Origin of the sequence: Streptomyces alfalfae, from assembly GCF_004127445.1 — a bacterium.
GTDB lineage: Bacteria > Actinomycetota > Actinomycetes > Streptomycetales > Streptomycetaceae > Streptomyces > Streptomyces alfalfae.
Window position 1 is genome coordinate 142,656 of the sequence record NZ_QEXM01000013.1, and the last position, 26,761, is coordinate 169,416.

Annotated in this window: 22 protein-coding genes and 6 pseudogenes; 11 read left to right on the plus strand and 17 right to left on the minus strand. The window is 68.2% G+C overall.

Translation table 11 applies throughout. From position 1 onward, the window contains the following. Positions 1–47: 47 nt before the first annotated feature. The 5 genes and pseudogenes from DCW30_RS04485 (at position 48) to DCW30_RS04510 (ending at position 8,622) form a co-directional block, all read left to right on the plus strand. Positions 48–467 carry a Mu transposase domain-containing protein gene (locus DCW30_RS04485; RefSeq protein WP_076681815.1) on the plus strand — a complete coding sequence of 140 codons (420 nt, stop codon included), beginning with the start codon at positions 48–50 and terminating at the stop codon, positions 465–467. A gap of 306 nt (positions 468–773) precedes the next feature. Beyond that, positions 774–1,589: pseudogene (gene istB, locus DCW30_RS04490) on the plus strand (IS21-like element helper ATPase IstB). A 538-nt stretch (positions 1,590–2,127) separates the two neighbouring features. Then, on the plus strand, positions 2,128–7,317 hold the full coding sequence (locus DCW30_RS04500) for a DUF6531 domain-containing protein (RefSeq protein ID WP_076688344.1): 5,190 nt from the start codon (positions 2,128–2,130) through the stop codon (positions 7,315–7,317). Continuing rightward, complete coding sequence (locus tag DCW30_RS04505) at positions 7,317–7,625, plus strand: hypothetical protein (protein ID WP_123985553.1); 309 nt, start codon at positions 7,317–7,319, stop codon at positions 7,623–7,625. Before DCW30_RS04500 ends, DCW30_RS04505 begins: the two co-directional genes overlap by 1 nt. Positions 7,626–7,689: 64 nt before the next feature. Continuing rightward, positions 7,690–8,622: a hypothetical protein gene (locus DCW30_RS04510; protein WP_205576693.1), complete on the plus strand. Its 933-nt coding sequence runs from the start codon at positions 7,690–7,692 to the stop codon at positions 8,620–8,622. Here the strand turns inward: DCW30_RS04510 and DCW30_RS04515 are convergent. Next, a pseudogene (locus DCW30_RS04515) lies at positions 8,585–8,872 on the minus strand (transposase); the annotation flags it as partial. The gene DCW30_RS04510 and the pseudogene DCW30_RS04515 overlap by 38 nt on opposite strands. A gap of 59 nt (positions 8,873–8,931) precedes the next feature. After that, positions 8,932–10,434, minus strand: coding sequence for an MFS transporter (locus DCW30_RS04520; protein WP_076681829.1), 1,503 nt, complete (start codon positions 10,432–10,434; stop codon positions 8,932–8,934). A gap of 111 nt (positions 10,435–10,545) precedes the next feature. Here DCW30_RS04520 and DCW30_RS04525 point away from each other — a divergent pair, with 111 nt between their 5' ends. After that, a complete protein-coding gene (locus DCW30_RS04525) occupies positions 10,546–11,070 on the plus strand; it encodes a MarR family winged helix-turn-helix transcriptional regulator (protein WP_076681832.1) in 525 nt (174 codons plus the stop codon). Positions 11,071–11,421: 351 nt separating this feature from the next. Here the strand turns inward: DCW30_RS04525 and DCW30_RS36555 are convergent, their stop codons facing one another. From DCW30_RS36555 to DCW30_RS37290, 4 genes are read right to left on the minus strand one after another with little or no spacing between them, the layout of a single operon-like run. Beyond that, positions 11,422–11,664: a hypothetical protein gene (locus DCW30_RS36555; protein ID WP_076681839.1), complete on the minus strand. Its 243-nt coding sequence runs from the start codon at positions 11,662–11,664 to the stop codon at positions 11,422–11,424. A 39-nt stretch (positions 11,665–11,703) separates the two neighbouring features. Continuing rightward, entirely contained in the window at positions 11,704–11,946 is a 243-nt protein-coding gene (locus DCW30_RS37280) for an integrase core domain-containing protein (RefSeq protein ID WP_076681841.1), read from the minus strand. 24 nt (positions 11,947–11,970) lie between these two features. Continuing rightward, positions 11,971–12,603: an IS3 family transposase gene (locus DCW30_RS37285; RefSeq protein WP_079249795.1), complete on the minus strand. Its 633-nt coding sequence runs from the start codon at positions 12,601–12,603 to the stop codon at positions 11,971–11,973. Further along, complete coding sequence (locus DCW30_RS37290; RefSeq protein ID WP_076688346.1) at positions 12,600–12,899, minus strand: transposase; 300 nt, start codon at positions 12,897–12,899, stop codon at positions 12,600–12,602. The genes DCW30_RS37285 and DCW30_RS37290 overlap by 4 nt, the downstream gene beginning before the upstream one ends. Before the next feature lie 9 nt (positions 12,900–12,908). Here DCW30_RS37290 and DCW30_RS04540 point away from each other — a divergent pair. Next, positions 12,909–13,598: pseudogene (locus tag DCW30_RS04540) on the plus strand (ISL3 family transposase); the annotation flags it as partial. A 164-nt stretch (positions 13,599–13,762) separates the two neighbouring features. Beyond that, entirely contained in the window at positions 13,763–14,179 is a 417-nt protein-coding gene (locus DCW30_RS04545; RefSeq protein WP_076681844.1) for a DUF4259 domain-containing protein, read from the plus strand. Between the two features lie 151 nt (positions 14,180–14,330). On the opposite strand, the gene DCW30_RS04550 is transcribed toward DCW30_RS04545, so the two are convergent. Beyond that, positions 14,331–14,867, minus strand: coding sequence for a GNAT family N-acetyltransferase (locus DCW30_RS04550; protein WP_076681847.1), 537 nt, complete (start codon positions 14,865–14,867; stop codon positions 14,331–14,333). A 171-nt stretch (positions 14,868–15,038) separates the two neighbouring features. Then, positions 15,039–15,292, minus strand: a pseudogene (locus DCW30_RS04555) (ATP-binding protein); the annotation flags it as partial. A gap of 4 nt (positions 15,293–15,296) precedes the next feature. On the opposite strand from DCW30_RS04555, the gene DCW30_RS37295 reads away from it, so the two are divergent. After that, entirely contained in the window at positions 15,297–15,629 is a 333-nt protein-coding gene (locus DCW30_RS37295; protein WP_237283273.1) for a hypothetical protein, read from the plus strand. Positions 15,630–15,680: 51 nt separating this feature from the next. Further along, on the plus strand, positions 15,681–16,064 hold the full coding sequence (locus DCW30_RS37300; protein ID WP_076681850.1) for a hypothetical protein: 384 nt from the start codon (positions 15,681–15,683) through the stop codon (positions 16,062–16,064). Between the two features lie 533 nt (positions 16,065–16,597). Here DCW30_RS37300 and DCW30_RS04565 read toward each other — a convergent pair. The 6 genes and pseudogenes from DCW30_RS04565 to DCW30_RS04595 form a co-directional block, all read right to left on the minus strand. Further along, positions 16,598–17,005 carry an STAS domain-containing protein gene (locus tag DCW30_RS04565; RefSeq protein WP_162933529.1) on the minus strand — a complete coding sequence of 136 codons (408 nt, stop codon included), beginning with the start codon at positions 17,003–17,005 and terminating at the stop codon, positions 16,598–16,600. Between the two features lie 1,067 nt (positions 17,006–18,072). Further along, positions 18,073–18,549 (minus strand): annotated as a pseudogene (locus DCW30_RS04570) (transposase); the annotation flags it as partial. Positions 18,550–18,636: 87 nt separating this feature from the next. Further along, positions 18,637–19,554 (minus strand): cupin domain-containing protein, encoded by a 918-nt coding sequence (locus tag DCW30_RS04575; RefSeq protein WP_076681857.1) that lies wholly within the window; start codon positions 19,552–19,554, stop codon positions 18,637–18,639. A 406-nt stretch (positions 19,555–19,960) separates the two neighbouring features. Beyond that, positions 19,961–21,079 carry a YncE family protein gene (locus DCW30_RS04580; RefSeq protein ID WP_076681860.1) on the minus strand — a complete coding sequence of 373 codons (1,119 nt, stop codon included), beginning with the start codon at positions 21,077–21,079 and terminating at the stop codon, positions 19,961–19,963. Between the two features lie 195 nt (positions 21,080–21,274). Beyond that, positions 21,275–22,148 (minus strand): annotated as a pseudogene (locus DCW30_RS04585) (IS481 family transposase). 294 nt (positions 22,149–22,442) lie between these two features. Then, positions 22,443–22,877, minus strand: coding sequence for a DUF6892 domain-containing protein (locus DCW30_RS04595; RefSeq protein ID WP_076681863.1), 435 nt, complete (start codon positions 22,875–22,877; stop codon positions 22,443–22,445). A gap of 199 nt (positions 22,878–23,076) precedes the next feature. Between DCW30_RS04595 and DCW30_RS36560 the strand changes: the two genes are divergently transcribed. After that, positions 23,077–23,247, plus strand: a complete 171-nt coding sequence (locus DCW30_RS36560) for a hypothetical protein (RefSeq protein WP_162933530.1) — start codon at positions 23,077–23,079, stop codon at positions 23,245–23,247. A 388-nt stretch (positions 23,248–23,635) separates the two neighbouring features. Here the strand turns inward: DCW30_RS36560 and DCW30_RS04600 are convergent, their stop codons facing one another. The 3 genes from DCW30_RS04600 to DCW30_RS04615 form a co-directional block, all read right to left on the minus strand. Next, complete coding sequence (locus DCW30_RS04600) at positions 23,636–23,935, minus strand: DUF6342 family protein (protein WP_076681865.1); 300 nt, start codon at positions 23,933–23,935, stop codon at positions 23,636–23,638. Positions 23,936–24,473: 538 nt separating this feature from the next. After that, positions 24,474–25,345, minus strand: a protein-coding gene (locus tag DCW30_RS04605; RefSeq protein ID WP_418346907.1) for an IS5 family transposase whose coding sequence is annotated in 2 segments (ribosomal slippage) — positions 24,474–24,979 and positions 24,979–25,345 — 873 coding nt in all. Because the reading frame shifts where the segments join, the coding sequence is not laid out codon by codon here. A 174-nt stretch (positions 25,346–25,519) separates the two neighbouring features. After that, positions 25,520–26,704 (minus strand): IS701 family transposase, encoded by a 1,185-nt coding sequence (locus DCW30_RS04615; RefSeq protein WP_076688319.1) that lies wholly within the window; start codon positions 26,702–26,704, stop codon positions 25,520–25,522. Positions 26,705–26,761: the final 57 nt, after the last annotated feature.

Genomic DNA, 26,761 nt, shown 5'->3' on the forward strand with positions numbered 1-26,761 from the left:
CACCTCCAGCCACACACCACCCCAACCACAACCAGCAACACACCAGGATGCGGACGATCACGCAGGACTTTGCCCGCGAGGTGGGCCATCTGCTGCCGCTGCCGGACGATCCGTTCGCCACCGGGATTACGCTCACGCCCCGCGTCGACCGCTACGGCATGATCACCGTGAGAATGTGCCGGTACTCGGTTCCGGTCCGGTTCATCGACCGCAAGGTCACTGTCACCCTCACCTGCGATGACCTCACTGTCTATGACGGCCGGCGGGAGATTGCCCGGCACCGGCGGCAGACCGAACGTGGTGCCGAGCTCCTCGTGCTGGACCACTACCTGGAACGGGGGCGCTGGAACGCTCCGAGGCCCTCCACCAGGCCCGCGCCGAGGACACCTTCACGGCCGTCCATGCAGCCTTCTGGGCCGCCGTCAAGAAGGCTCTCGGCGACGCCGAGGGAACGAAAGCCCTGGTGAAAGTGTTGTTGCTGCACCGACATCAGCAGCACGGTCACGTGGTGGCCGGGATCCGCAGGGCCCTCGCGGCGGGCACCTTCAACGAGGACGTCATCGCCTGGAGGCCCGCAAGGCGGCCCAGACGGCAGGCCGGGCACCGACCGTCACCGCTGACACCCTCGCCCCGGAACCGTTGGACCTGGATCCGGCCCAGGTCACCCCGCTGACTCCGCGTCGCCTCGCCCGTGCTTTGCCTGCCGACCAGCGTCGGCTGCCCCGCCTGGAGCAGTGGGACGAGTTGTTGCAACTCCGCCCGAAGGACTCATCATGACGACCGCCCATCACGCGCTGACCTCACAGGCATCCGACGCGGCGATCGACACCGCCTGCCGCCTGCTGCGGCTGCCCACCATGCGAGCCCAGGCCGCCGACACGATCACCCGGGCCGAACGCGAGGGTCTGTCCTACGCCGGGTTCCTCGCCGAATTGCTGATGGCCGAGTGTGAGGACCGGGACCGGCGCAGGGCCGAACGCCGCATCCGGGCCGCTCACTTCCCCCGGCAGAAGTCGCTGCGGGAGTTCGACTACCGCGTCAACCAGAACGTCGATCCTGCGGTCATCCACAATCTCGCCACCTGCGAGTGGATCACCAAATGACACCCACTGTGTCTGATCGGGGACTCAGGCACCGGCAAGTCGCACCTGCTGATCGCACTGGGCACCGCAGCCGCCATGGCCGGCTACCGCGTTCACTACACCACCGCCGCGGCCCTGGTGAACGAAATGGTCGAAGCAGCAGACGACAAGCAGCTGGGCAAGACCATCGCCCGCTACGGACGCGTCGACCTTCTCGAAATCGACGAGCTGGGCTACCTCGAACTCGACCGCCGCGGAGCGGAAATGCTCTTCCAGGTCCTTGCTGAGCGTGAGGAAAAGAACAGCATCGCGATCGCTTCCAACGAGGCGTTCACCGGCTGGAGACGGACCTTTACCGACCCACGGCTCTGCGCAGCGATCGTTGACCGCCTCACGTTCAACGCCACCATTATCGAGACCGGAACCGAGTCCTACCGCCTGGCCCGCACCAAGGCGCAGCAGAACAACGACACGAAATCCACCATCACGGCGCAACGGAGTAACTGAGATCCGTCGCGGTGAACGAGGCAGGCACCAAACGCAGCCACATTGTGCCTCGTTCGCCTGGATCATCATGCAGGTAGTGCACGAAACGCTCGTCCCACAAAGCCTCGTCCGCACCCAAGTAGCGGGCAAGCTTGCGCCGCCCCCTCGGCATCACACGCCCCGGCCCCACCGGGCAGTTGTGTTCACGCCAAGTTGACCCCAGGCTCTCCGGAGCTCGGCTCCCCGAGCAGAAACGTTCCCCCTTCGCCCTCTCCGACCCGCCGTCGACATCCGGCCGAACCCGTTCTCGCGCGTTAGTGCGAACGGTTTGCGGACCAACATCACCGAGGCTCTGTCCACTGCTGCCTCACAGGTGATGACCATGCGCTCACAAGCGCGAAGACTCGTCCTGGCCTTCCTGGCCTTCGTCCTTCTCTCGACGGCGAACGCCGCCCCCTCCTGGGCGGTGTTCCCTGACCGGTCCGACGCCGCGCCCGCGGCGGGCGTCGCCCAGGTCGAGCCGCGTACGGCGCAAGACCTGCCCGACCCGCCCAAGGCCATGACACTGGCCGAGCGCCGCGCCCAGCTCACGAAGAAGCGGCACCAAGTGTCGCCCATGCGGGCCTACATGAACGCCCCCGAGCGGACGGCCAAGGGTGGCACACCTCACCGCCTCCCCGAACCGGTGCGCGGCAAACAGGGCATCGATCGCGGCCCCGCCGCCGAGGCGCCCGCCCGGCGGCTCGTGGCGGCGCCCGGGAACCCGACCTCGGTGTCGGCCTGGGCGAGCGCCTACCCCGGCATGCTGTCGATCGGCGGGCAGGTGAAGCTGCCGAAGCGGGGATCGACGTACAGCGGCCTGTGGCTCTACGTGATGGACGAGGCGGGCAAGCCCATCGTCCAGAAGGAGATCAAGAAGGCCACGGACAACCCCCAGGGGGACACCCCCGACTCCGGCGCCTGGTGCTACGACTGGTGGTCGAGCAACTCCTACCCGACCGACCAGTGCTTCTGGTGGGCGGGCAGCCAGCTGGGCGGCATCCTTCAGGACGGCAAGAAGTACTACGCCTGGGTCTTCCTCAACAGCTCCGACGGCTCCTCAAGCCCGGGCGGCACCAAGTCGCCGCTGGTGGAGGCGTTCTACACGCCCGGCATCCCGGGCGCGGCCGCGGGCATCTGCACCTGCTACGCCCAGGCCCACCGCGCAGACCCCGTCAACACGGCGACCGGCGTGTTCTACGAGCAGCTCACCGACGCCTCCCTGACGGGGCCCGGCGTACCGCTGACGCTGGAGCGCACCTACCGCTCCGACGTGACCGCCACCGGCCTCCTCGGGCGCGGCTGGACGACACCCTTCGACGCGCGGCTCACCCTCGCGACGGGCAAGGCGACGTACCGGACGGGGGACGGGGCGTCGTTCGTGTTCACGCAGGCGAGCGACGGCACGTACACCGCCCCCGCGGGCTCGGCGGCCAAGCTGGTCGAGGGCGCCGGCACATACACGGTCACCACGCCCGACCACACCGCGCGCACCTTCGACAGCGGCGGTCTGCTGACCTCCGTTGTCGGCGCGGCGGGCAAGGGCCTCAGCCTGACCTACGCCTCGGGCAAGCTCGCCTCCGTCAAGGACGCGGGCGGCCGCACCACCACCTTCACGCCCGGCACCGACGGCCTGCTGTCCGAGGTGAGGCTGCCTGACGGCACGTCGGTCTCGTACGGCTACACCGGCGGCTTGCTGACCTCGGTCACCGACCCGGCGGGCCGCAGGTCCTCGTACGCGTACTACGACACGGACAAGCGCCTGAAATCCTACACCGACCCCGCGGGCGGTGAGGTCAAGAACGTCTACGACAGCGCGGGCCGCGTGAAGTCGCAGACCGACCAGCGCGGCAAGACCACCACGTTCACCTGGGACGGCAAGAGCGGCGAGTCCCACACCACCGCGCCCGACGGCGGTGTGTGGACCGACGTGTACGCGGCGAACGTCCTGATGAAGACGGTCGACCCGTACGGCAAGAGCATCACCTACGACTACGACCGCAAGCTGCGCCCCAGCGCCATCACCGACCAGCGCGGCAACACCACCGAGATGACGTACGACGGCGCGGGCCGGATGGAGACCCGCACCTCCCCGGCCGCGCTCGGCTACAAGGAGAGCTGGGGCTACGACACCGCGGGCAACCTCACCAGCCACACCGACGGCCGCGGCCACAAGACGATCTACGGATACACCGCGAACCGGCTTACGTCGGCGACGGACCCGACGGGCGGCAAGACCCTCTACAAGTACACCGGGTTCGGTCAGCTGGAGACGGTGACCAGCCCGCGCGGCAAGGTCACCACGTACGGCTACGACTCCGCGGGCAACCGGACGTCGGTCACCACGCCCCTCGGCGAGAAGACGACGTTCACGCACGACAAGGCGGGCCGCGTCCTGACCAGGACCGACCCGCGCGGCAACGTCTCCGGTGCCGACCCGGACGCGTACACCACGACGTACACCTACGACGGCCGCGGCCTGCTCAGCACGGCCAAGGACGCGCTCGGCCGCACGACGGCCTACGAGTACAACGGCGCCGAGCAGCTCTCGTCGGTGCGCAACCCGGCGGGCGACACCGCCACCCTCGGCCACGACGACGCCGGGAACCTGACCCGCACCACCGACCAGGCGGGCAAGAGCCTCACCCGCGCCTACGACCCCAGCGGACGCCTCGCGTCGCGCACCGACGCCGAGGGCGGGAAGACCACCTACACGTACGACAAGGCGGGCCGTCTTCTCACCAGTGTCTCGGCGCGCGGCAACGTCTCCGGCGCCGACCCGGCCGCCTACACCACGACATACGAATACGACGCGGCCGGCAACCTGACGCTGACCACCGGCCCCACCGGCGCGAAGACGAAGACGACGTACGACGCGATCAACCGGCCGTCCGTGGTCACCGACCCGCTGGGCCACACCACCGGCTACGGCTACGACGCCAACAACAACGTCGTCAAGACAACGGACGCCGCGGGCAAGTCGACCACCGCCGTCTACGACAAGAACAACCGCCTCAGCAGCAGCACCGACCAACTCCGCAGGACCACGACCTACGCCTACGACCTCGACGGCAACCTGACCGGCCGCACCTCGCCGCTCGGTCACAAGTCGACCTGGACCTACGACGGCGACGGCCGCCGCGCCACATCGGTCGACCCGCGCGGCAACGCCACCGGCGCCGACCCCGACCAGTACACGACCACCTACGGTTACGACGAGGCGGGCAACCCCACCAAGGTCACCGACCCTCTCGGCGGCGTCACCACCACCGCGTACGACGCCCTCAACAAGGTCGTCGAGCGCAAGGACGCCGACGGCCGCACCACCGCCTACGGCTACGACGACCTGGACCAGCTCACCAAGGTCACCGCCCCCGGCGGCGCGATCACCGGCTACGGCTACGACAAGCTCGGCAACCTCACCGAGCGCACCGACGCGAACGGTCACGTCACCGCCTACGGCTACGACGCGGCGCACCGCCGCACCTCGGTCACCGACCCGCTGAAGCGGAAGACGTCCTACGCCTACGACGCGGAGGGGCACGTCGCCGAGAGGACCACCCCGCGCGGCACCACCGCCTACAGCTACGACCCGCGCGGCCTGCTCACCAAGACCGACTACTCGGACGGCACCCCCGACGCGACCTTCGGTTACGACGACGCCGGGCAGCTCACCGCCCGCACGAACGCCAAGATGTCCGAGGACTTCGGCTACGACCCCGTCGGCCGTCTCACCAAGACCCGCGGCTTCGGCTACACCTACGACGACGCCGGGCAGCTGCTCACCCGCAAGTACTCCGACGGCAACACCCTCACGTACACGTACGACGACGACGGCCGCACCGAGACCCTGGCCGCCGACGGCAAGACCACCACGTACACCTGGGACCCGGCGAACCGGCTGGCCAAGTCGGCGCTGCCGAACACCCAGACCGAGAGCCGCAGCTACGACCGGGCCGGACGCCTGACCGCCGTCACCTCCGCCAAGTCAGACACCACCGTCACCAAGACCTCCCTGACGCTGTCCGACGCGGGCCTGCCCGAGCGCGTCGACGTCACCCGGGCCGGTATCGGCACCGGCGGCTACGACCTCACCTACGACGCGGCCGGACGGCTCGCCTCCGGCTGCGCGCCCCAGCCCTGGGCGGCCGGATGCCCCGCCGCCCGCGCCACCACCTACACCTACGACAAGGTCGGCAACCGGCTGACCTCCACCCTCGGCGGGGCCTCCACCGGCTACGCCTACGACGACGCCGACCAGCTCACCTCCACCACCACCGGCACCACGACCACCGGCTACGAGCACGACGCCGAGGGCAACCGCACCAAGGCGGGCGCCGACACCTACACCTACGACCTGGCCGGACAGATCTCCGCCGCTACCGTCGGCGGCACCGCGTACAGCTACGACCACGACGCGAGCGGCAACCAGGTCACCACCCGCAAGGGCGCCGTGGTCACCTCCCGCACCCAGTGGGACCCGAACGCGCCGCTGCCGCTCCTGGCCACGGAGTACGACAGCGACTGGAAGATCCAGCAGTCCTACCGCTACGACCCCATAGGCCAGCCCATCGCCACCAAGAACGGCACCGGGGCGCTCTTCTTCTACCACCACGACACCCAGGGCTCCCCGGTCGACGTCACGTCCGGCACCGGCACCCTGCACCAGCGCTGGTCCTATGACTCGTTCGGCACCCGTGTCCTCGCCACCGCCACCGGCGGCGCGCCCGCGAGCACCCCGGGGTACACCGGTGCCCGGCACGAACCCACCACCGGCAACCTCGACCTGCACGCCCGCCAGTACGACACCACCACAGGGCGCTTCACCCGACCCGACCCGGCCGCCCGGGATCTGACGGCGCCGTACGTCTCCGCGTACGCCTACGCCGACAACGTGCCGAGCGCCCTCACCGACCCCAGCGGTCTGTCCCCGGACGACCCCGACAACGACCGGGTCGACAGCGTCGGCGAGGCCGCGGGCATCTTCAAGGACGCCTTCGTCGACGTCGCCAAGTCGCCGTTCGTGTTCCTCAAGGACATGAAAGACGCCGCCACCGGCGAGAACGGCGGCGCGGGCGGGTTCGTCGACAAGTACCTGCCCGTCCGTCCCGCGTACCGGCTCTACCGCGCCGAGAACATGCTCCGCCAGCAGGGCTGCGACGCCCTCGCCGACCTGTACTCCGACACCGCCGACGAACTCGTCCAGCAGCTCGTCCTCTCCGGTGTCGGCGGCCTCACGGGGTGGCGGCGGACCGCCGTCGCCACGGAGCCGGATCTCCAGTCCGGCGGCACGTCCTTCCGCAGGCCCCACAGCGAGACAGACTTCTGGATGGAGTGGGCGGACCACGCCTACGACGCGATCCGCGCCGACGCCCGGCTCGACCGGGTAGCCCAGTCCGCCGCGTCGCACGGCTACTCTGCCGCCGACATCAACCAGATCTACCGGCACCTGTTCATCGAGACGCACCAACTCGACGACGGCGTGCAGCGGTTCCACTCCAACCCCTATATCGCCAGGGCCTGGGAACGGCTCCAGGACGGAAACCCGCACCCCAGCGACTTCGACCTGCTGGCCCACGAGTTGTACGAGTCCAGCTGGATGCGGGAGCACGGCGATCAGAACTACCGCCGGGCTCACAAGGCGACCCTGGACGCGGGCCATGTCTGGGACGAGAACGCGCCCGCGGCCGACGGGATAGGGTTCCGGTGATGACAGCATCCTTCAGCTGCAAAATGATCGCTTCCCTGGACACCGGAGCGGGCGTCTACGCGTGGACGACCGTGGAGGGGATCACCGGGAACATCCTGATCGACCCGGAAGGGGTGATCGCTCGTCCTTGTACGGCGGCGGGAGATCCTCTCGGTGACACGCTGCTCGACAAGAGGGTCGGGAATGTGCAGAACCCCGACCCGGACCCGGGAGTCCGGACCGCTTTCCTGAAGATCGCGGCGGTGCTCTTCATGGAGAAGGAGCGGCAGGGGCGGCTGCCTGACGCGGTCACCCGCACCTACTGGTAGGAGTGGCACCTTCTGAGAGGCCGGGTCCCTGGCGGGCCCGGCCTCTCGGCGTGTGCGACGTCAGATGAACAGCATCGCCATGGCGCACACCGCGGGGGCCGTCGTGCCTGCCGACGGCCGCCGCTGGCTCATCACTCCTGGGAAACAAGACCGCCATGGCGGCGGAGGAGGCTCTTCCCGGCGAGCTGCTCGTCGCCCGCATCCGGGATGCGATGCTCGGCCTCGGCAACGCCCCCGACCCGTCATCGGCCGTGACGCCGATGCGGACTTCGCCCATACGCTCGCCGACCTCGACGCCTGCCGTTATGCCTCCCTCGCCGTCCGGCTGCCCCGGCTAATCCGCTCCGGACACGCGCTTTCCGGCAGCCGCGGCGAAACCCAAAACTGCCAGCTCCTGGCCAAGAGCTACCTGCTGGCCACCCGCATGCTCATCAAGATGGACGAGCAGCAGCTCGGCTGGACGGCCGTCGACCCTGCCCGCCAGTTGGCCGAGGCCGGCGGCGACATCCTCGCGGTCGCCGAGTCCGCCCGCCAACTCGCCGTCCTCGCACGAGGAGCGGGATGGCGTGACGAGGCCCTGTCGATCGCACTGTCCGCCGCCGACCACCCCGACCTGCGCGACACTGGGCGAGCTGGCGCCGCCGCGCGTGGACTGCTCATCCAATCCGCCACCTACACCGTGGCGCGGCGGGGCGACAAGGATGGGATGCGGCAGCTGACCGACGAGGCCGCGGGCATCGCCAAGGACCTCGGAGGGGAACGCTGTTGCGCGACCACGGCGAGGTTTCAGCCCGCTCACCGTGCAGCTCCGCCGCATCTCCGCCGAGAACTACGCCGGCCCCCCCTGGCAGCGCTCGCCGCCGCCCGTTCCATCTCGCTCAAGGAGCTGCCCAGCATCGAACGCCGCTCCCGCGCCCTAAAAGAGCGTTTTGTCCCGGCAGGGTTGTTTGGTTCGAGGTCCAGGTGTCGCGCCAGTTCGGGGTGGATTCTCGGGTGAGGCGTCTGCTTATGAGGTCGATCATGGCGACGTGGATCATGGCTTCGGATCGATGAGGGTGGGTTTCGTAGTCACGGGCGAGGCGGCGATGGCGCATGAGCCAGCCGAAGGTCCGCTCGACCACCCAGCGTCGCGGGATCACCTTGAAGCCTTTGGTTCCGGGTTCGCGTTGGACGACTTCCACGTCGATGCCGAGGCGGGCGCCGTGTTCGATGGCTCTGGTGCGGTAGCCGGTGTCGGCCCAGGCTTTCGCGGTTGCGTAGGACGTTGGCCCCGGGCTCCCTTGTCGTGCGCGTCCCCGGCCGGGGCTCAGATGGCGAGGTGCTGCTTGGCGCCGGAGCCGTCGGCGGTCGTCTCGGGGGTGACGCCGTGCTGCTCTTCTTCGGGGCGGCTCTTCTTGGGCAGCAGGAAGGTGATTGCGAAGAAGGCCCCCAGCAGGCACGCCTGGACGATCAGCGCGTGGTGGAAGCCGCCGCTGAAGTCACCGGTCTTGGCCTGGGCGAAGAACACCGAGCCGAAGACCGCGACGCCGATGGAGCCGCCGACCGCCTGGACCGCCGACAGGACGCCGGAGGCGGATCCGATCTCGTCGTCGTCGACCGCGGCCAGGATGAAGCTGAACAGGGCGGCGATCACCATGCCGGCGCCGATGCCCGCCACCGTCGTGCCGGGGACGATGTCCCAGATCGAGAACGAGGCTTCGTTGAGGCCGTGGAGCTCGAACCACAGCACGGCCGCGCCGGCCAGCTGGACCAGTGGTCCGATCTGGAGCACCTTGCGGCCTATCTTGTCGGCGAGGAACGCGCCGCTGATGGCGCCGCCGATCGCGGTTCCCACGGCGAGGGGCAGATTGCCCAGCCCCGCGTCACCGGCGGTGAAGTGCTGGCCGATCTGGAGGAACAGGGTCAGCACGAGCTGGGTGCCGATGAGCCCGCCGAAGAACAGGGTGATGCCGCCGAGGCCGACGGTGAAGGCGGGCTTGCGCAGCAGGCCCGGGGTCACCAGCGGCTCGCGGCCTGCGGCGGCCGTGCGGCGCTGCTGGAGGGCGAAGAGAGCGAGACCGATCACCGAGGCGGCCATGGACAGCCATGTCCACAGTGGCCAGCCCTCTTCCTGCCCCTGATTGAGCGGCAGCACCAGCAGGGCGCAGGACGCCACGATCAGAGCGGCGCCGGCCATGTCCACCCGAACCGTGCGGTCGCCCGCCTTCCTGGGCACGAACTCCGCGGCGACGACCAGCGCCGCGATGCCGATGGGCAGGTTGACCAGGAACACCGACCGCCAGCCCAGACCGAAGAAGTCGCCCTCGATGAGGAAACCGCCCAAGACCGGGCCGATGATGCCGCCCAGGCCGAGGACGGGGCCGAAGATCGCGAAGACCTTGGTGAGCTCGGGGCCGGAGAAGTTCTCCCGCAGCAGGCCCAGGCCCTGGGGCAGCAGCATCGCTCCGGCAGTGCCCTGCAGCAGGCGGAAGGCGATCAGCGACTCGATGTTCGGCGCGATCGCGCACAGCAGGGAGGCCGCGGTGAAGGTGGCGAGTCCGATCAGGAACATCCGGCGCCGGCCGTAGCGGTCGCCGAGGCGGCCACCGAGGACGAGCCCGGCGCCCAGGGTGAGGGCGTAGCCGCCGATCACCCACTGCAGTCCGACCGAGTCGGCACCGAGGGATTTCTCCAGGTCCGGTCCGGCGACGTTGACGATCGAGGCGTCCAGGAGATCCATGATCTCCGCGACGATCATCACCGTCAGGATCAGCCACCGCCACCGGTAGGGCTCGGTTGTCTCCTCGGGGGTGGGGGACGGATCACGCATTCCAGGTACCTCCATGGTGAAGCAATTCCACCATGAAGGTAAAGTGGTGGCGGTAGGTTGTCAAAGCGGAGTGGCAGCGCGGACCGCGTGACAGGAGAGAAGGGCGAAGGCGTGGAGGAAGCAGTGCGCGACGGTGTCGCGGAGCAGCGGGAGCGGCTGATGGAGTCGCTGAGGATCTACGGCGGCCACTACGCCGAGCTCAGTCGGCGCTTCGCCGCCTGGCTGGGCCTGCACTCCACGGACGCGACCGCGGTCCTGGAGATCGCCGCCGCCGAGGAGCGCGGTGCCCCGCTGTCGCCGGCGCGGCTGAGCGAGCGGATCTCCCTGTCCACGGGCGCCACCACCGCGCTGCTGAACCGCCTCGAAGCGGCCGGGCACATCACGCGAGCCCGCGAGCACTCCGACCGGCGCATCGTCACACTGCGCAGCGGCGGGCACATCCAGGAACGGGCGGACGAGTTCTTCGGCCCGCTCGCCCACCGCCTCGACGGCGCGATGTCGCACTACCCGCCCCGGTTCCTGGAACAGGTCGAAGCGTTCATGGCCGACCTGAACACCACCATGGACAGGCACCTCACGGAACAGGACGCGGTGACACCGCGCTCCCCCCACGTCCCAGAGGGACGAACTCCCTGACCGGCTCGCTCCCAGCCACGTTTCCCTCACCCGCTCATCCTCTTCGCCCGCGGCCCGCCCTACGCACTCGGGGGGGCAGCCGTCTTCGCTACGGGGCTGACCGGGGCCACTCCTCCTCGTCACCGTCCTCGGGCGCGTCCGGATCACGGAAGGGCCGCAGGCCCTGGTCCGGACCGCTGGCAGTGATGTTGAACAGGTACCGGCCCAGGAACCCGCTTCGGCGCCGTCCGGCTGCTCGTCGGGCCGGGGCTGTGGCCGGCTCGCCACTGCGCGGGCCGGACGCCGAAGCCGCCACGGCGGCGACGAGGTCCAAGTGGGAATTTATGTTCAGTTCGAACCGGCCGTACGGATTCACGTGCGTCCAGAACAGCGAGGGCAGGGCCGCCGGTCGGCGTCGGTGAGCTTCTTCTGCCATTTCTTCTCGGCGAGGATGTCCTGGAGGAGCTTGGTGTTGGCGTGCATCAGCCCGCTCCACTCATACCCGTCCAGCTCGGACGCGGGCACCCGTACCTGCCGGGCGACGAACTCCACCGCCTCGCCCGGCAGCTCGAACCGGCCCCGGGGTAACCGGCCGTATTGCGTGTAGGACTTCACAACACGGCGAAGGGCCTTGACCCGGGTCTTGGACGCGGGTTATGCGGCTGGGGTCAGCGTAGTTGGTGTTGTCCGGGGCGCTGCTTCGTGGGCGATAGGACTGCGTTGTCCGAGGCAGGAGTGACGGCGTCGGGTGTTGTAGCGGTGCAGCCAGCCGAAGGCTTCGAGGGGGGCATCGCGCTCGCTGGACCAGTGCTTGCGGCCCTGGAGCGTCTCGCGTGTGAAGGTCGCGTTGAAGGACTCGGCGAGTGCGTTGTCCGCACTGGAGCCGACCGCGCTCATCGACTGGCGGATGCCGACCTGACGTCAGGCAGCGGCGAAGGCCCGGCTGGTGTACTGGGCCCCGTGGTCGGTGTGCATGACCGCCCCGGTGAGGCTGCCGCGGGTGCGTTCGGCGGCGGCCAGGGCGTCGGTGACGAGATCGGTGCGCATGTGATCCGCGATCGCCCAGTCGGTCAGACGGCGCGAGGCGAGGTCGATCACGGTGGCCAGGTAGAGGAACCTGCCGCGCTCCAGCGGGAGATAGGCGATATCGCCTACGTACTTCGTGTTCGGCTCACTTGCGGTGAAGCGCGGCCGATCAGGTCCGGGGCCTTCGCTGCGGCCGGGTCCGCGGTCGTGGTGCGGTGCCTGCGCCGCAGCCGCACGCCTTGCCAGGCCGATGCTCCGCATCACCCGGACGATCCGCTTGTGGTTGATGCGCTCGCCCCTCTCTCGGAGTTCGGCGGTGATCCTGGGGACGCCGTAGGTGCCACTCGATTCGTGGTGCACGGCCCGTATCCGGGTGGCGAGACGGATGTCGGCGGCCTGGCGGGCGGCCCGGTCCTCCGCGGTCCGACGCCAGCAGTAGAAGCTGGAACGAGCGATGCCCAGGACGGCGCACAGCCGCTTCACGCCGTAGCGGCGCTGGTGGTCGGCGACGAACTGGAAGCGGTTCACCAGCGTGTCTCCCCGGCGAGATACTCGGTCGCCTTGCGCAGGATCTCGCGTTCTTCCTCCAGCTCACGGACCTTCATGCGCAGAGCGGCGTTCTCCGCCTCCAACGGCGTCGGCGGCTCGGTGGGCACCTCCGCCCGGCGTCCCCGCAGCCGGCTCACGCCAGCCGCCCGGACCCAGTTGCGCAAGGTCTCGGGGTTGATTCCCAGATCGGCGGCAACCTGCCGGATCGTCGCCTCCGGCCGCGACTGGTACAGCGCGACCGCGTCCGCCTGGAACTGCGGCGGACAGTTCTTCATGACCACGAGATGTCCGTTCTCAGAACCCAGGCTCCAGTGTCTCGTGTGTCCAAGGTCAGGGGTCAAGGCCCGTTCGCCAAACGCATCCGGGCCGGACACGCCACCGTCCACGCCCTGCTGGAAGCCGGCCACAGCCACCGCTCCATCGGGCGTCGGCTCCACATCACCCATCGCACCGTCAAGAGCCTCGCCGACACGGCCAGGCCGGAAGACCTCTTCCGCGGGCAGTGGCAGCACAACCGGACCTCCGCCCTGGACGAGTACAAGCCCTACCTGGACGAGCGCTGGGACGAGGGCTGCGCCAACGCCTGGAAACTGTGGGAGGAGATCACTCCGCTCGGCTACCGGGGCAGTTACGGCATTGTCAGCGCCTACATCAGGAAGAAGCGCACCTCTCCGGTCACCGCACAGCCGCCGGCACCCGGCGTGGTGACCGGGTGGATCCTCAGCCGCCCGGAATCCCTCACCGAGATCGGACAGCTCCAGCTCAAGGCCGTCCTGGCCGACTGCCCCGAACTCGACGCCCTGATCGATCACGTCCGGTCCTTCGCCCGGATGCTCACCGAGTGCCAGGGCGAACGACTCCCGCAATGGCTCGACGCCGTCCGCCAGGACGACCTGCCCAGCCTCCACACTCTCGCGGAAGGCATCGACCGAGACCGCGACGCCGTCATCGCCGGACTCACCTTGCCCTGGAACTCCGGAGTCGTCGAAGGACACGTCAACCGGATCAAGATGCTCAAGCGCCAGATGTTCGGACGTGCCGGCTTCGCACTGCAAGCGAGTCCTCCTCGCCCCATGACCTATGTCAGAGGCGCCTGGAATCCCGCCTCCATCCGAGACAGCCATACCAGGAGCCATGCATGGGAACGTGGGGAACCGGCCCGGTCGACAGCGACCTCGCCGCAGACTTCGTCGATGAACTTGAGGAACTCACCCACCAACTGGTCATCGACGTGCTTGAGCAGGCATTCCAACGAGTCACCAGCTCAGGAGCACGCGTCGGTGGCGGAGACGGCACCGAGGCCGTTGCTGCTGGTGCCCTCGTCGCCAGCACCATCCCGGACAACCCCATCGCGATGGATCCAAAGGACGACCCGAGGGAACCGCTTCCCAAACTACCGGCGGCACTCCGCGCGTCGGCCAGGCTCGCACTGGACCGGGTACGTCAGGCCGGATCAGAAATGGCGACGGGGTGGGTGGACAGTACCGACGCCGACCAGTGGCATCAGGAAGTGCAACGGATCTTCCAGGCACTCGAAGAACCCACTGGTCAGTAATCGTGACCACGTCACGGAAGGCGAGCCAGAACCCGAGTCTGGGCAGCGCTTGTCGATCGCAGAGCCGGAGAATGTTGGTGAGAACTGACACCGGCGCGAGATGGGCGAGCCCTGTGTCGCCGCGCTGCGCGGCTCTTGCTGAAGGGGCCCGTCACATGGGGAGTGAGAACAGCCGTACCGGCCCTGATGACCACCGGGCATCGTCGCACAGGGGCGTCACCATGGTCCGCAGCGGCATGGTCACGAGGCGGCCTCCGGGTTGTTCGACGAGTACGTCCTTATCGAGCGGGTGCCATCCGAGGCGCTGGTAGAGCGACACGAGGGGAGGCCGGCAGAAGAGGAGTGCGTGTTGAGGACCCATCGTTCGGGCATGCTCCAGGGCAGCTGTGACGACAAGGCGAGCGAGGCCCTGACCTTGCATGCCGGGTGAGACGGCCACCCCGCCGACGCCCACCACCTCTGTCTCGGCGTCACCGATCGCAACAGGCAGTCGCAGCAGGCCGGCATGTGCCACGAGGCGGCCGTGGTGCCGGATGCCGAAGTGGTTTTCTTTCGGCATCCAGGTCAGACCGGTCCAGGCGACACCGAAGGGATCATCGCTGTTGCCGAGGATCTCCTCCTGGTCCGCCTTCGTGTACTGGGCGAGCCGCACCACAGTCGGTGCCACAGTGGATCGGTTCTCAGACATTCCCACATGATGATCTCTCCGTCGAGCACGGGCCAAGCAATTCCCCAGCCGATCTGTGCCGTCCAGAGCAGGGAGTTCAGGCCAAGTGGGCATGGTTCGCCTCCGAGGCCGGATCCCTTCCTCGGTGCCGTGATGATGGCCGCACCTGTTCAAGAAGGGCCACGTATGACGTCAGCCTGCGGTAGCTGCCCGTGAGGCGGCCCGGGCCTGGGTGAGGGCACCAGGCGGTAGGATTCGGCGCCGGTTTGGATGAGGTTGCCGCCGAAGGTGAGCCGGTCGACGATGGCCGCGCAGAGCCGGGGGCCGGTGAACGTTTTGGTCCAGCCGCTGAAACTTTCGTTCGAGGCGATGGCGACGCTGTTCTTCTCCTCACGCTCCGTCAGCACCTGGAACAGCAGCTCAGCGCCCCTGCGGTCCAGCTCCATTTGCGTGCACCCCATCCCGTCTGAGGATGCCACCAAGTGGCGCGTCGGCCAGCACTACTCGCACACCATCAACGCCGGAACCAGCGGCCCCGACGCGAAGGTGAAGACACCGCAGACCACCAGCCGGGACGAACTGCAGGGCGTGTGGGACCGCGATCCACAATGGACGCTCACCTACACCTCACCCGACAAGGGCGCCTTCGACCCGAAAGACGATCAGCGCGTGGACGCTCTGATCACGATGGATCTGAGCGTGGACTCCCCCACGCCACCCCCTATCCCGACGGAGTCGGCGCCTACCGCTCCAACGCGCGCTTCGACTACGCCGGGCAGATAGCGGGCAAACACAAAGGCGCCGCCTTCACCCGAGGCCCGCTTCCATCTGACGATGAGCAGGAAGGATCCCGAAGTCAAGGAGAGCGCCCTGCAGATCTATGACGCCCAAAAGCGCCCTGAATGGACCTTCCCTTCCTTCGTCGGCAAGAGTGTGCCCGGCGAGAAGAAGCCCCTGCACCGACTGGTCGACAAAGACAAGCAGGACGAGAACCGGGCCAAGTCCATCAGCGAGTGCAAGAAGGTCTGGGGCAACTACACCGGCAGCGGCCTGGAAAGCGATGAGTACCCCTGCGCCTCCACAAGGGAGGGTCCACCAAGGGCGACAACGGCTTCTCCGTCCGCCTCATCGATGGCAGGGACAACGGTGCAGGCGGGAAACGGATCAACAAGATGTACACACGGAATCGCTTTCTTGACGGCGACCCCTTCTACGTGAAGATCACCGACTAGCCGGGAAACGACATGCCGCTCCTGCACGAGTACACCTGCACGGCCACACCGGGCCGCCGCCTCCTGGAGTTGACGGAGCGGGGATCTCCTGGCCCCTCGTCGGGCCGGCGGAAGGCGCGACCAGAGCGTGTTCGGGGGCGTGGACTTCGGCCTCAGAGAGCTTGTTGATGCGGGCGCCGTGGTCGTGGAGCGCGATGGTCGAGGTCCCAGGTCGCGGGCACGTGCGGTATCGGGCTGGGTGCCGGAAGCCACGGAACGTCGCTGGCGATCTGGGCTGCCAGGTGCGGGCGGGTGAGACGCCGGACGACTTCGGCGCGTCGGAACGCTTCGCCACCAGCACGAGACCTTGTGCAGAGCGGCCTCGATCCTGTTCCTTCCTGTGGCTGCGAGCACAATCCCAAGGAAGGCGGGCACCCCTCCCCGGTGCACAAACCCCCGGGCGGGTAGTACGGCCAGCCCGCCCCCTAGCAGTACAACCCCGCCAGCGCAGGGCGAGACGGTGCAGGAGCAAGGTGTTCGCTATGCCCGTCGAGAGAGGTCCTCACCTGACCAGGGCTGGTCAGGTGGACGCCGGCCCGAACGAGGCACAGCCGTCTGCGAAGCCAGCAGGATGCGGGTGCCGGTCAGGTCGAGGATACGTTCCATCGCCGGGCTCATCGCGCTGATGACGAGAGTCTTGCCCTGCTGTGTGGCCTGCCGGTGCAGGCGCAGCAGGAGGTTGACTCCGGAGCAGTCGCTGAAGGTGACGGCGCCTAGGTCCAGGTCGAGGCCTGCTGCGGAGTGCAGGAGGACGTGGAAGAGGTCGGGCTGGAGGCGGGTGACGGAGTCGATGTCGAGTTCGCCGTACAGGATCCTGCGCGTTTGCTCCCCTGGCGTCGTGCCGGCGGCCTTGGACGTCCAGGGGGCAGCGGAATGAGCCAGGGGCATGCACATTGCTGGGCTCGCCGTATCCACCATGGCCGTCTCCTCCTGGTCCCGCGGCACCTGTCAGGGTGCTGCCCCGGAAGCACACGCGTCAACCAATGCACGAATCATCGTACGCATTTCGTGGCCTGCGGCCTGCAACGGCCACCGCCACGCCGCGACGGCTGCCTCGCGCCCTGGTCGTCCACACCGGTCGTAGGGCGCTCTGCGTGTCTCGCGCGGAACACCCCCCGAATGGACACGGCAGGAAGGGAATCGGGGAGGTGACGTGCAGATGGTGGTGACTGCCGACAGCCACCACCATCGCTCTGCGGCGCGAAACCCGTTGCCGCAGGGGCTGGGCGGCCGCCAGGCAGACGGCTCTTGACCGCCGCCTCCACGAGCCTCGCCGCACCAGCATCCCGCGACCGCAGACCTCGCCGCAGGGAAACGAGCGACTACCTGAGCCCGGACGGCCACCGCAGTCCACCGTCCTTGATCGTCACTCCGAGGCAGGCGGGCGGCCGGCAACCCGCTGCAAGTTGGTCCCGTAGAAGATTCGAGTGCCTAGACACGGCCCGGGGTGATTACGCACCGGACATCCTCGCGGCCGACAAGGCCACAGCAACAGCCCCGTCCTCGGGTACCTGCGACGGGGAATCCACTACACCGTCCCGCAGAAGACCGACAGCCAAGCCGCCCGAGGGGTCAGCCGCAGGTGCAGCCGGTCCCACGCCTGCGCGGTCGCTTTCCCGTCACGGCTTGCTTCGGCGCCTCAAGTTGCGGAATCGCCGAAGACGAACTCGCCACGTACTTGGGTGGCGGTGAACGCACACCGGCCTCCACCACTTCGCCGCCACTGCTAGCGACCGGTGCGCGCTCATCGGCGTGTTCGAGGTGGAGCCGAGAGCGGTGTGCTCCGACCTCGACGCGCGGGTGACGCGGCTGGGACGGCAGGGGCGGCACCCGCTGCCGCCGCTGCGCCGCACACCGCTTCCGTACCGATTCGCACCAGTATCCGACCTTCGCCGTGGATGCCCCCTACGCATCGCCTCTCATGATCTTTTCGGTGAGGGAGGCGAAGTCGAGCGCGCCGGATATATCACCGAACGGTGGGCCTGCACCTCGCCGGCGGTCAGGCCCTTCGCGGCCAGCGAGATGACTATCTCCTCGACGCCTGTCAGGCCCTTCTGCCGCTTCTTGACGATCTTCGGCTCGAAGGAGCCGTCGCGGTCGTGGGGCACGACGATCTCCACCGGGCCGACATCGGTCAGCACGGTCTTGGAACGTGTGCCCTTGCGGGAGTTGCCGTCATTCCTGCCCGCCGGATCGTGCTTGTCATAGCCGAAGTGGTCGGTGATCTCGCCCTCCAGGGCGGACTCCAGCAGTAACTTGGTCAGCTGCTGCAACAGACCGCCCTCGCCGCTCAGCTGCACTTCCTCGGCCCGGGCCCGGCTCACCAGCTCGTCGATCAGCTGGTCATCCACGGTCTTCGCCGACCCAACCGCCGCGGACTCGGCAGCATCCCGCTCGGCCACGTTCTCACTGGCCGTCGATGCATCCTCCATGATCGGGAGTTACACCGAACGGTTTACAGTCCCGAACCCTCTCCGTCCGCGAAGCCGCGCCAGAGGGGGGTGGCGTCCTCGCTGGACTCAGGTCAGTGGGGTGTTGGCCAGGACCCGGCGCAGGATGGCCCAAGAGAGGTCGGACTCGGTGGCGAAGGGGCGCTGCTCCTTGGACTCCTCGTCGATGTAGTTGAAGGTGTCACGGCTGTAGCTGTCACCGTCCTGGTCCTCGACGGCGGTCTGCTCCGGGTTGAGGTAGACGTGGAAGCTGGCGCCGAAGTCGGCGGAGGCGTTCATGTAGCCGGGGCCGGTGGTGCCGCCGCCACCGTCCATCGGGCAGTACACCCGGTGCACGGCGTAGTTGTCCCTGGACAGCCAGGCGCACTGGCCGGGGGTGAGGGTCAGCAGGCCGAGTTTGCGTGCGTCCCAGTCGAGGTGCTCGTAGACCATGACGTCGAGCTGGCCGGCGAGGCAGAAGACGATGCCGGTGGTGTGGCCGTGGGAGTGGATGGGCGAGTAGTGCTGGGCGGGCCAGATCTCCAGGACTACGGGTGAGCCGATGTCGCCCTTGGGGTGGTCGTCGGGGTGGAGGTGCCCGTGTTCGGCGGCCAGGTGGTCGTAGTCGCCCCGGCCGGTGCAGGCGACGCGGATGTACGGCGGGTGAGTCTTGTCGTGGTTGTACTTCTCCACCATGATCTGGCGCAGCAGTCCCACCTTCTCGCCGGGTGCGGTGGCGGGGGCGAGGTGTTTGCGCATCGCCTCGATCTCCCACGCCGACAGGCGCAGGTCCTCGGCCTTGCGCGCGAGGTCCATGACGGCCGGGGGGATCATCAGCTGGCGGGCGTACTCGTCGAAGGACGTGGCCTGCCCGATCACGAGGGACGGGGCGGCCTCGGCACCCCTGATACGCAGCTGCCGTTCTTCTTCTTTGGTGATGTGGAAGGGGTACTGTGCATCGCCGTATTCCGGTTGTCCGGCGGGCGTCTGGGCGGCGGTCAGGCTCATCAGTGGGGCCTCCTTTGTGTGTATGTGTGCCGCTGTGTGTATGGGTGCCGCGGCTCGGCGCGGCACCCATACACACAGCGCGCTGAGCTGGGGCTGGACTGGAGAGGCGGGTGTTCGGGGTTGACATACCGGTGTGGGTGTACTGGGGCGGCGCACTCCGTCCGGGCGGTGTGACGCAGGTGCGGGCACAGATGGCGGCTCGGGCACATGGTGGGGCAGCTTGCACCGGCTGCGACGCGATGCGCTCGGCAGCCCGTGGGTGATCTGGTGTCCGCGCTTACGGATCCGGTGGTGTTGACGCCGCTTCGGTGGCCGCCGGCCACTGCGAGGGGGCGGCTGCGCGCGAGTGAGGCGCCGCCCTGCGCAGTGGGTGCGCGCCTTGTGGGGAGGTGTCTCTGGTGTCGTGTCAGTGGCTGGGCAGACGGGTGGCCCTGAGGCCGTCGAGGGGGTATTCCTGGGGCAAGCGAGCCGGGTCGCCCGGCACGATGATCAGCACGGTGATGGGCCGGGACGTGCCGGCAGCGAGGAACTGGTCGCCCACCGAGTCCAGGTATGCCTTGCCATCCTGGGCGATGACCTCCACGCCGGATGCTTCGGCTTTCGCGGCCTTGACCGTCGGCAGGTCGAAGGAGATGCGGAACTTCCTGACGTCCTCCGCCGTGCCGCTGTCCTTGCCAATGGCGGTGAGCGTGAGGTCGAAGCTGTAAACCCGGCCCCGGGGCTCGCTGTTCTCCCATGTCCGGTTGAACTTCTTCGTCACGGTGATCTCGTCGTAACTGGGCGGGACGGGCAGAGGGGTGATGCTCCCGGCGCCGTTCATGATCTCCAAGTTGCCGACGGGCACCCTGCCCCGTCCGATGCGCTGCGAGTGGTCGGGGATCGTCTCCGTGGTCAGGTCGAGGTGGTTGACGTTGCCGGCGGAGTCGACGGCGTAGAAGTTGCCGTCCTGGTCGAAGAAGGTGGCCGAGTATGCCTTGCGGGAGCCTGCCGCGGTGCTGGCTTGCGCGGGCGGGAAGACACCCTGCTTGAGGACGGTCTTCATGGGCTGGCGGCTCGGGTCGATGAGCAGCAGGTCGCCGTTGTCGCCCTCCACTGAGTACAGTCGCCCGTTCGTGGGGTGGTAGGCGAAGTCGTCCCACCGGCCGCCTCCCGGTGCGTTGCGGGGGGTGGCCTTGCCGACTGCCACGTCGATGGCGTAGCTGGGTGTGCCGGGGTTGCTGACGGCGAAAAGAGTCTTGCCGTCGGGATCCATGTCGCCGTCGAACCAGGGCCCGTCGGGCAGCCCGTCGATGACGTGTTCCTTCAGAGTGCCGGCCGCCACGTCGATGGTGATGAGCTTGTTGCGACTCACCGCCAGCAGCAGGGGCTCGGTGTCGTCGCCGCGGTACTGCGCCCCCATGGCGGTGTAGCCGGCCTCGTAGGGCCGCACGTTCTCGACGACACGGGTGTCACCGTCGATGGGGTCGAAGCGGTAGATCCGGGTGCGGGTCCGGCCGACGGCGAGATACACCTTGCGGTGAGCCATGTAACCAAGCGTCCTTCCATGTGACTTCGGAACGCTTCAAGGACTGCCCCTGATTCACACGGGCAAGCACGCTAGGTATTCGTTCGAATACAATAAGCCACAACGGTCAGCAGCGGGAGCACCATTGGTAAGAGCGACGCTGCGTCTGGTCAACCAGGGGTACCGGGTGGGCGTCTTCCTCAAGGACCGCGCGGGCTAGCTGTATTGCCCTGTGAGGTTGGGGACGCGACTGGCGGGTGGTTTGCCTGCGAGCGGGATGTCTCCACGGTGGTGATTGTAGGTGTGCAGCCAGTGCGGGAAGGCGTCGCGTCGTTCCTGCTCTGACTGGTAGGGGCGGGTGTAGGCCGATTCGTCGAGCAGGGCGCGGTTGAGGCGTTCGACCCTGCCGTTGGTCTGGGGCCGGTAGGGCCGGGTCCGCTTGTGAGTGATCCCGGCCGCTGCCAGGACATCGCGCCAGGTGCGGGAGCGATGGCAGCTGCCGTTGTCCGTCAGGACGCGTTCGATGGTGATGCCCGCGTCGGTGAAGTAGGCGTGGGCCCGCTGCCAGAAGCCGGTCGCTGTGTCCCTCTTCTCCTTCTCGTCGGTGTGGATCTCGCTGTAGGCGCGGCGGGAGTGGTCCTCGACGGCGGTGTGGATGTAGCTGTAGCCGGCGTTGTTGCGGGTCTTGCGGCCCGCCTGGCGGCTCAGGGCTTTGTGTCCGCCGCCGTCGGGGGATGTTGCCGAGTTTCTTGATGTCCACATGCACGAGTTCGCCGGGCCGTTCGCGTTCGTAGCGGGCCGGCCGGTAGCGGGTCAGTACTCGGTGAACGGTGGAGGGCACCAGGCCGAGCAGGTGTGCGATGCGGGCCGGTCCCCATCTGCGCAGGACCCGGACCTTGATGATCCGGCGTTCGGTGCGGGTCGGTGTCCGGCGCGGGCTTGTGGGCGGGCGGGAGGAACGGTCGGACATCCCGGCTTCGCCGAACTGCCGGTAGCGCTTGGCCGTGGTGGGTGAGACCTGGAAGCGTTCGGCGGCCCGCCGCAGCCGCCAGCGGTCCTCGACCACGCAGCGGGCCACTGGGGACTGGATCGGGAACCAGCGCAGCCGAACCGCGACACTGTCCCCAGAGCGGATGGAGCAGTTGTCCGCGATCGGGACGCGGTGGTCGTAACAGGCATGGCATAGCGCCCTTCCCGACCGCACGACGCGCGTCCGGCCACGCGGCTCACTTCAAGGCCGTGGCGGGGCCCCGCAGATCCACCAGGTTCTGCACATTCGTGTCCAGGCACCGATCTTCAGCAGCATGACGAAGTCAGGCTCCCGCGGAGTAGCGGGGCTGGGCTGGGCTTCGAGATTCATTCAGCGCTGCCGAAGTGACAGGGCTCATTCGGTGTCGATGCCGCGCGCGGCGAAGATCTTGGCCGCGTTCGGCACGGCCAGAACGCCGTCCTCTACGAAGGTGACCTCCTGTAGGTTGGGCAGCAGGGCGAGGTCGTCGAGCGAGCGAACGTCGAACAGGTCGTCCTCGCCGTCCCAGGCGGGAGCGCAGTGCCGGAAGACTTCCGCCCCGGCGTCGAAGCACAGTTTTTCGACGTCGGCGAGCAGCTCCGCCGGGATCTCCAGGGCCTCGAAATGGGCCCGGGACTCGGGCAGCACCTCGGTGTGGAAGCTGTTCTCCAGGACATGGGACGCGGGGTCGCCGATCCCCTGTTCGGCCAGCCGAGCGGGCAGGTCGTAGACCGGGAGGAGCGGCTCGGGGCAGTACATGAGCTCCTCGATGACGAGCAGCTTGAGGTTGAAGTCGCGGAACTGGTTCATGGGAGATGAGTACCACGGCGTTAAGACACTGGGCCCCTGCACCCGCTGTCCCTCGGACGCCGGGGTGGTGGCCGGGGATTGCACCTGGAGCTCCGAGAGCCGCCCCGGACAGTTCTGGCGGGCGTTTCAAGGACGGTTGCTTCACCGGCGTCCGCGACGTCGCCCTCTACCTCTGCGCGTCGCCGATACCAGCGCCCGGATGCAGCACGGGCGCGCCGCCTCCAGCGCCATGCTGCTCGTCCACCTCCAGCAACCCGCCTCCCCCACCCCGCAGGAGACTCCGGTAAAAGATCCCGTCCCGGCCCCGGTCTCGGTGCCGCCGCTGGAGGCGAAGGACATCCTGGCGGCCGTAGAACGCGGACGGCGGTGACTTCCTGGACGTCGCTCTGAGCGCGGCACGTCGCCGAGAAACGCGAGGGGTACATCGAGCGCCTGGAGGCGTTCGTGGTGCAGCACCGCGCCCGCCTGGAGGGGATGGGGACGCACGGGCCGGGCAGCAGGCCCGCCTCGCACGGCCGGTACACGCTGATCGGACAGTCCGAGACCTGGTCATCCTGGAGCGGATGGAGACCAACCCGTTCGGTCTGCGCAGCCAGCGGACCGCTCTCAACTGAGTGACTCCGTCGTGTCCGCCGACCCCCGTGCACGGGGGTCGGCGGGGCCGGCTCCTTGAAGCCGTACCCCTCAAGCGCGAGCAGGCCGGACTGCACGGCATCACCGCCGTGCTGCCCGGCCGTTGCGCGCCGTCGGAACGAAAACTAGAACTGCAGGTTCTTCTGGTCCGTGAGGAGCTTCCCGGCGATGCTCAGGTTGCCGTTGGAATCGAGCACGGCGATGACCTTCTTCGTGCTGCCGTAGTGCGTGGTGAAGTAGACCTTGTCCGCTTCCTGCGAGCTGGAGAAGTCCGAGTTCAGCTCGATCTCGACGCTGTGCGGCGAGGTGATCGCCACGTCCTTCTTCGGTGAGCCGGGGTAGGCCCGGTTCGGCACCAGCTTGACGCGGCCGTGGGTCTCGCCCTCGTCCCAGTCGGTCGCAAGTCCGAGATCGACGTCAGGCATGTGGATTTCCCCCTCCAGTTCGGTAGGGCGCTCCCCTCGCACCGGCTGTTGCACATGGCCGTCCAGCCTGACAGGAAACATCCCTTGAGCAGCTAAAACACCGGACAGGGGATATGGAACAACCCGTCCGCTTGAGGAGCCTATGCGGGAGAAGTGTGCGAAGGAGACCGTTCCGCAGACAGTGACCACATCTGATCACAACGACCTGAACCGCCCTCTTGAAACCAGAGTCACGGTTGTGCCATCGGGAGACCGCTTCAAATGCGGGAAGAGCAGGGCCGCCCACTCCGTCCGGTTGTTCCGAAGCGCGCTGTATAGCGAGGACACGCACGTGGGACGCGGGACGTCCAGTGACGTCCTGGCCGTGCTCGCGCTCGGCAAGGCCGTCCCCCCGCGACGTCGAGAACGGGCGGGCCGCCTTATCCGGGAGCTCGGCGTTCCCAAGCTGGGCGCGGGCCGGGCAAGGCCGATGACGGTCACGCTGATCTGTCTCATCGAAGGTGGGCTGCAGGCGCGCGACTAGGCGGTTTCGTTTGGATCAGCGGGCGGACCAGAGGAAGATGCCCGCGATGTGAAGTCCGGCGAGGTAGACGGTCGCGGTTTTCTCGTAGCGGGTGGCGATGCCGCGCCACTGCTTCAGGCGGTTGATGCACCGCTCGACGGTGTTGCGCTGTTTGTACGCTTCACGGTCGAAGGCCGGTGGTCTGCCGCCCGTCTGTCCGCGCTGGCGCCGGTTGGCCTGCTGGTCGGCCCGTTCTGGGATCACCGCGCGGATGCCGCGTCGGCGCAGGTGGTCGCGGATCGCGCGGGAGGAGTACGCCTTGTCGGCCAGGACCAGGTCCGGCCTGGTGCGGGGCCGTCCTCGTCGGCGGGGAACGCGCAGGCGGGCCATGACGTCGGTGAAGGCGGGTGCGTCTCCGGCCTGACCGGCGGTGAGGACGAACGCCAGCGGCCGGCACCGGCCGTCGGCCGCGAGGTGGATCTTCGTGGTCAGTCCGCCGCGGGACCGGCCGATGGCGTGGTCTTCCGGCTCGCCGGCCGGGGCCCCTTTTTGCGGGCCCCGGCCGCGTGCTGGTGAGCGCGCACGATGGTGGAGTCGACGGAGACGGCCCAGCTGACGTCTTCGTCCGCGTCGGCCTGAGCCACCAGGGCGGTGAACACCCGCTCCCACGTGCCGTCGACGGCCCACATCCGCAGTCGGTTGTAGACGCCGCGCCAGTTGCCGTACTTCTCCGGCAGATGCACCCACTGGGTACCGGTCTGGAACTTGAAGGCGAGCGCGTCGATCACCTCACGATGGTCACGCCAGCGGCCACCCCGCCTCGGCGTCCGGTCCGGGAGCAACGGCTCGATCCGCGCCCACTGCGCATCAGTGAACGGCACACCCGGACCAACGACCGACTGATCCAAACGAAACGCCCTAGTACTGCAACGGTGCTTGCCGTGACTGGTGGCCAGGTCAGGGGATGTGTCCGCGTTGTTTGTAGTGACTGGTGCGGGCCTGGTGCTGTCGTCGTCGGCGCCAGGTCGACCAGTGCAGGATGTGCTCGACGGGTGTGGGCCGGCGGTTGGTGAGGCGGGTGATCAGCCGTCGTACCTCGGCGAGGCTGAGGTGGATGAGCTGGGAGGATCCGTTTCTGCTTTCCCTGCGTCCAGCTCTCGGGCTCGCAGGACGGTCAGGCAGGCACGGGCGGCCATGGCGAGGGTGATGTGGCGGTGCCACCCGGGATAGCGGCGGACTTGGTAGTCATCCAGTCCGCATTCCTGCTTGGCGCTCTGGAAGCACTCCTCGATGGCCCACCGGCTGCCCGCGATGCGGATCAGGTCATCCAGCGTGGTTCCGGCGGGGCAGTAGGCGATGTAGTAGGAGATCTCCTGCGGTCGGGCGATGCTGCGGCGGGCGATCACCCAGTGGCGGCGGTCGGGCCGGTGCCACGGTCGCACCTCGACGCGTGCCCAGTCATAGATTCGCAGGCCGTGAGCCCCGTTGCCGCAGGAACGACGTTTCCATTTCTGCCGGGCAAGGCCGTTGAACAGGTCGTGGACGGGATGGTCGATGGCCCAGCGGGTGACCACGGTGTCGTGCCGGGTGGTCGCCATGACGTGGAAGACGTCCGCCCGCTCCAGCTCGGAGCGCCAACCTTTGCTGAACCCGTAGGCGGCATCCGCGGTCACCCACCGAAACGGGATCTTGTCCGCGATCGCGCGGCGGACCATCGCCTTGGCCATGGCCACCTTGGTCTCGAAGGCGACCTCGTCGCCGATGCCGGCCCCGTGGCATCTTTCGCGGTCGTCGGTCCAGGAGGTGGGCAGATACAGACGCCGGTCGATCAGCGTCCGCCCGCGGTCGGTGGCATAGGCGAGGAAGACGCCGACCTGGCAGTTCTCCGTTCGCCCGGCGGTTCCGGAGTACTGCCGCTGCACCCCTGCCGACTGCGTGCCCTTCTTCAGGAAGCCCGTGTCGTCCACGACCAGGACGGCGCCGGGGTCGCCGAGGTTGTCGACCACGTACTGACGCACATCGTCGAGCACCTCGTCAGCGTCCCAATCGATCCGGTTCAGCATCCGGTGGATGCGGTCCGGGCCTGCGTGGCCGGCTTCTTCCGCCAGCGTCCAGCCGTTTTTCCGCTGCAGCGGAGCGATCAGGCCCCGCATATAAGCCAGTGCGGACTCCCGCGGCTCCGACCTGCTGAAACGGTGCACGAACCGCCCATGCACAGCTTCCAGTTCGCCCGCCCACAACCTGACATCAGCAAGGTCCCCACCCATAACCACACCAACGACCAACCTGGCCACCAGTCACGGCAAGCACCGTTGCAGTACTAG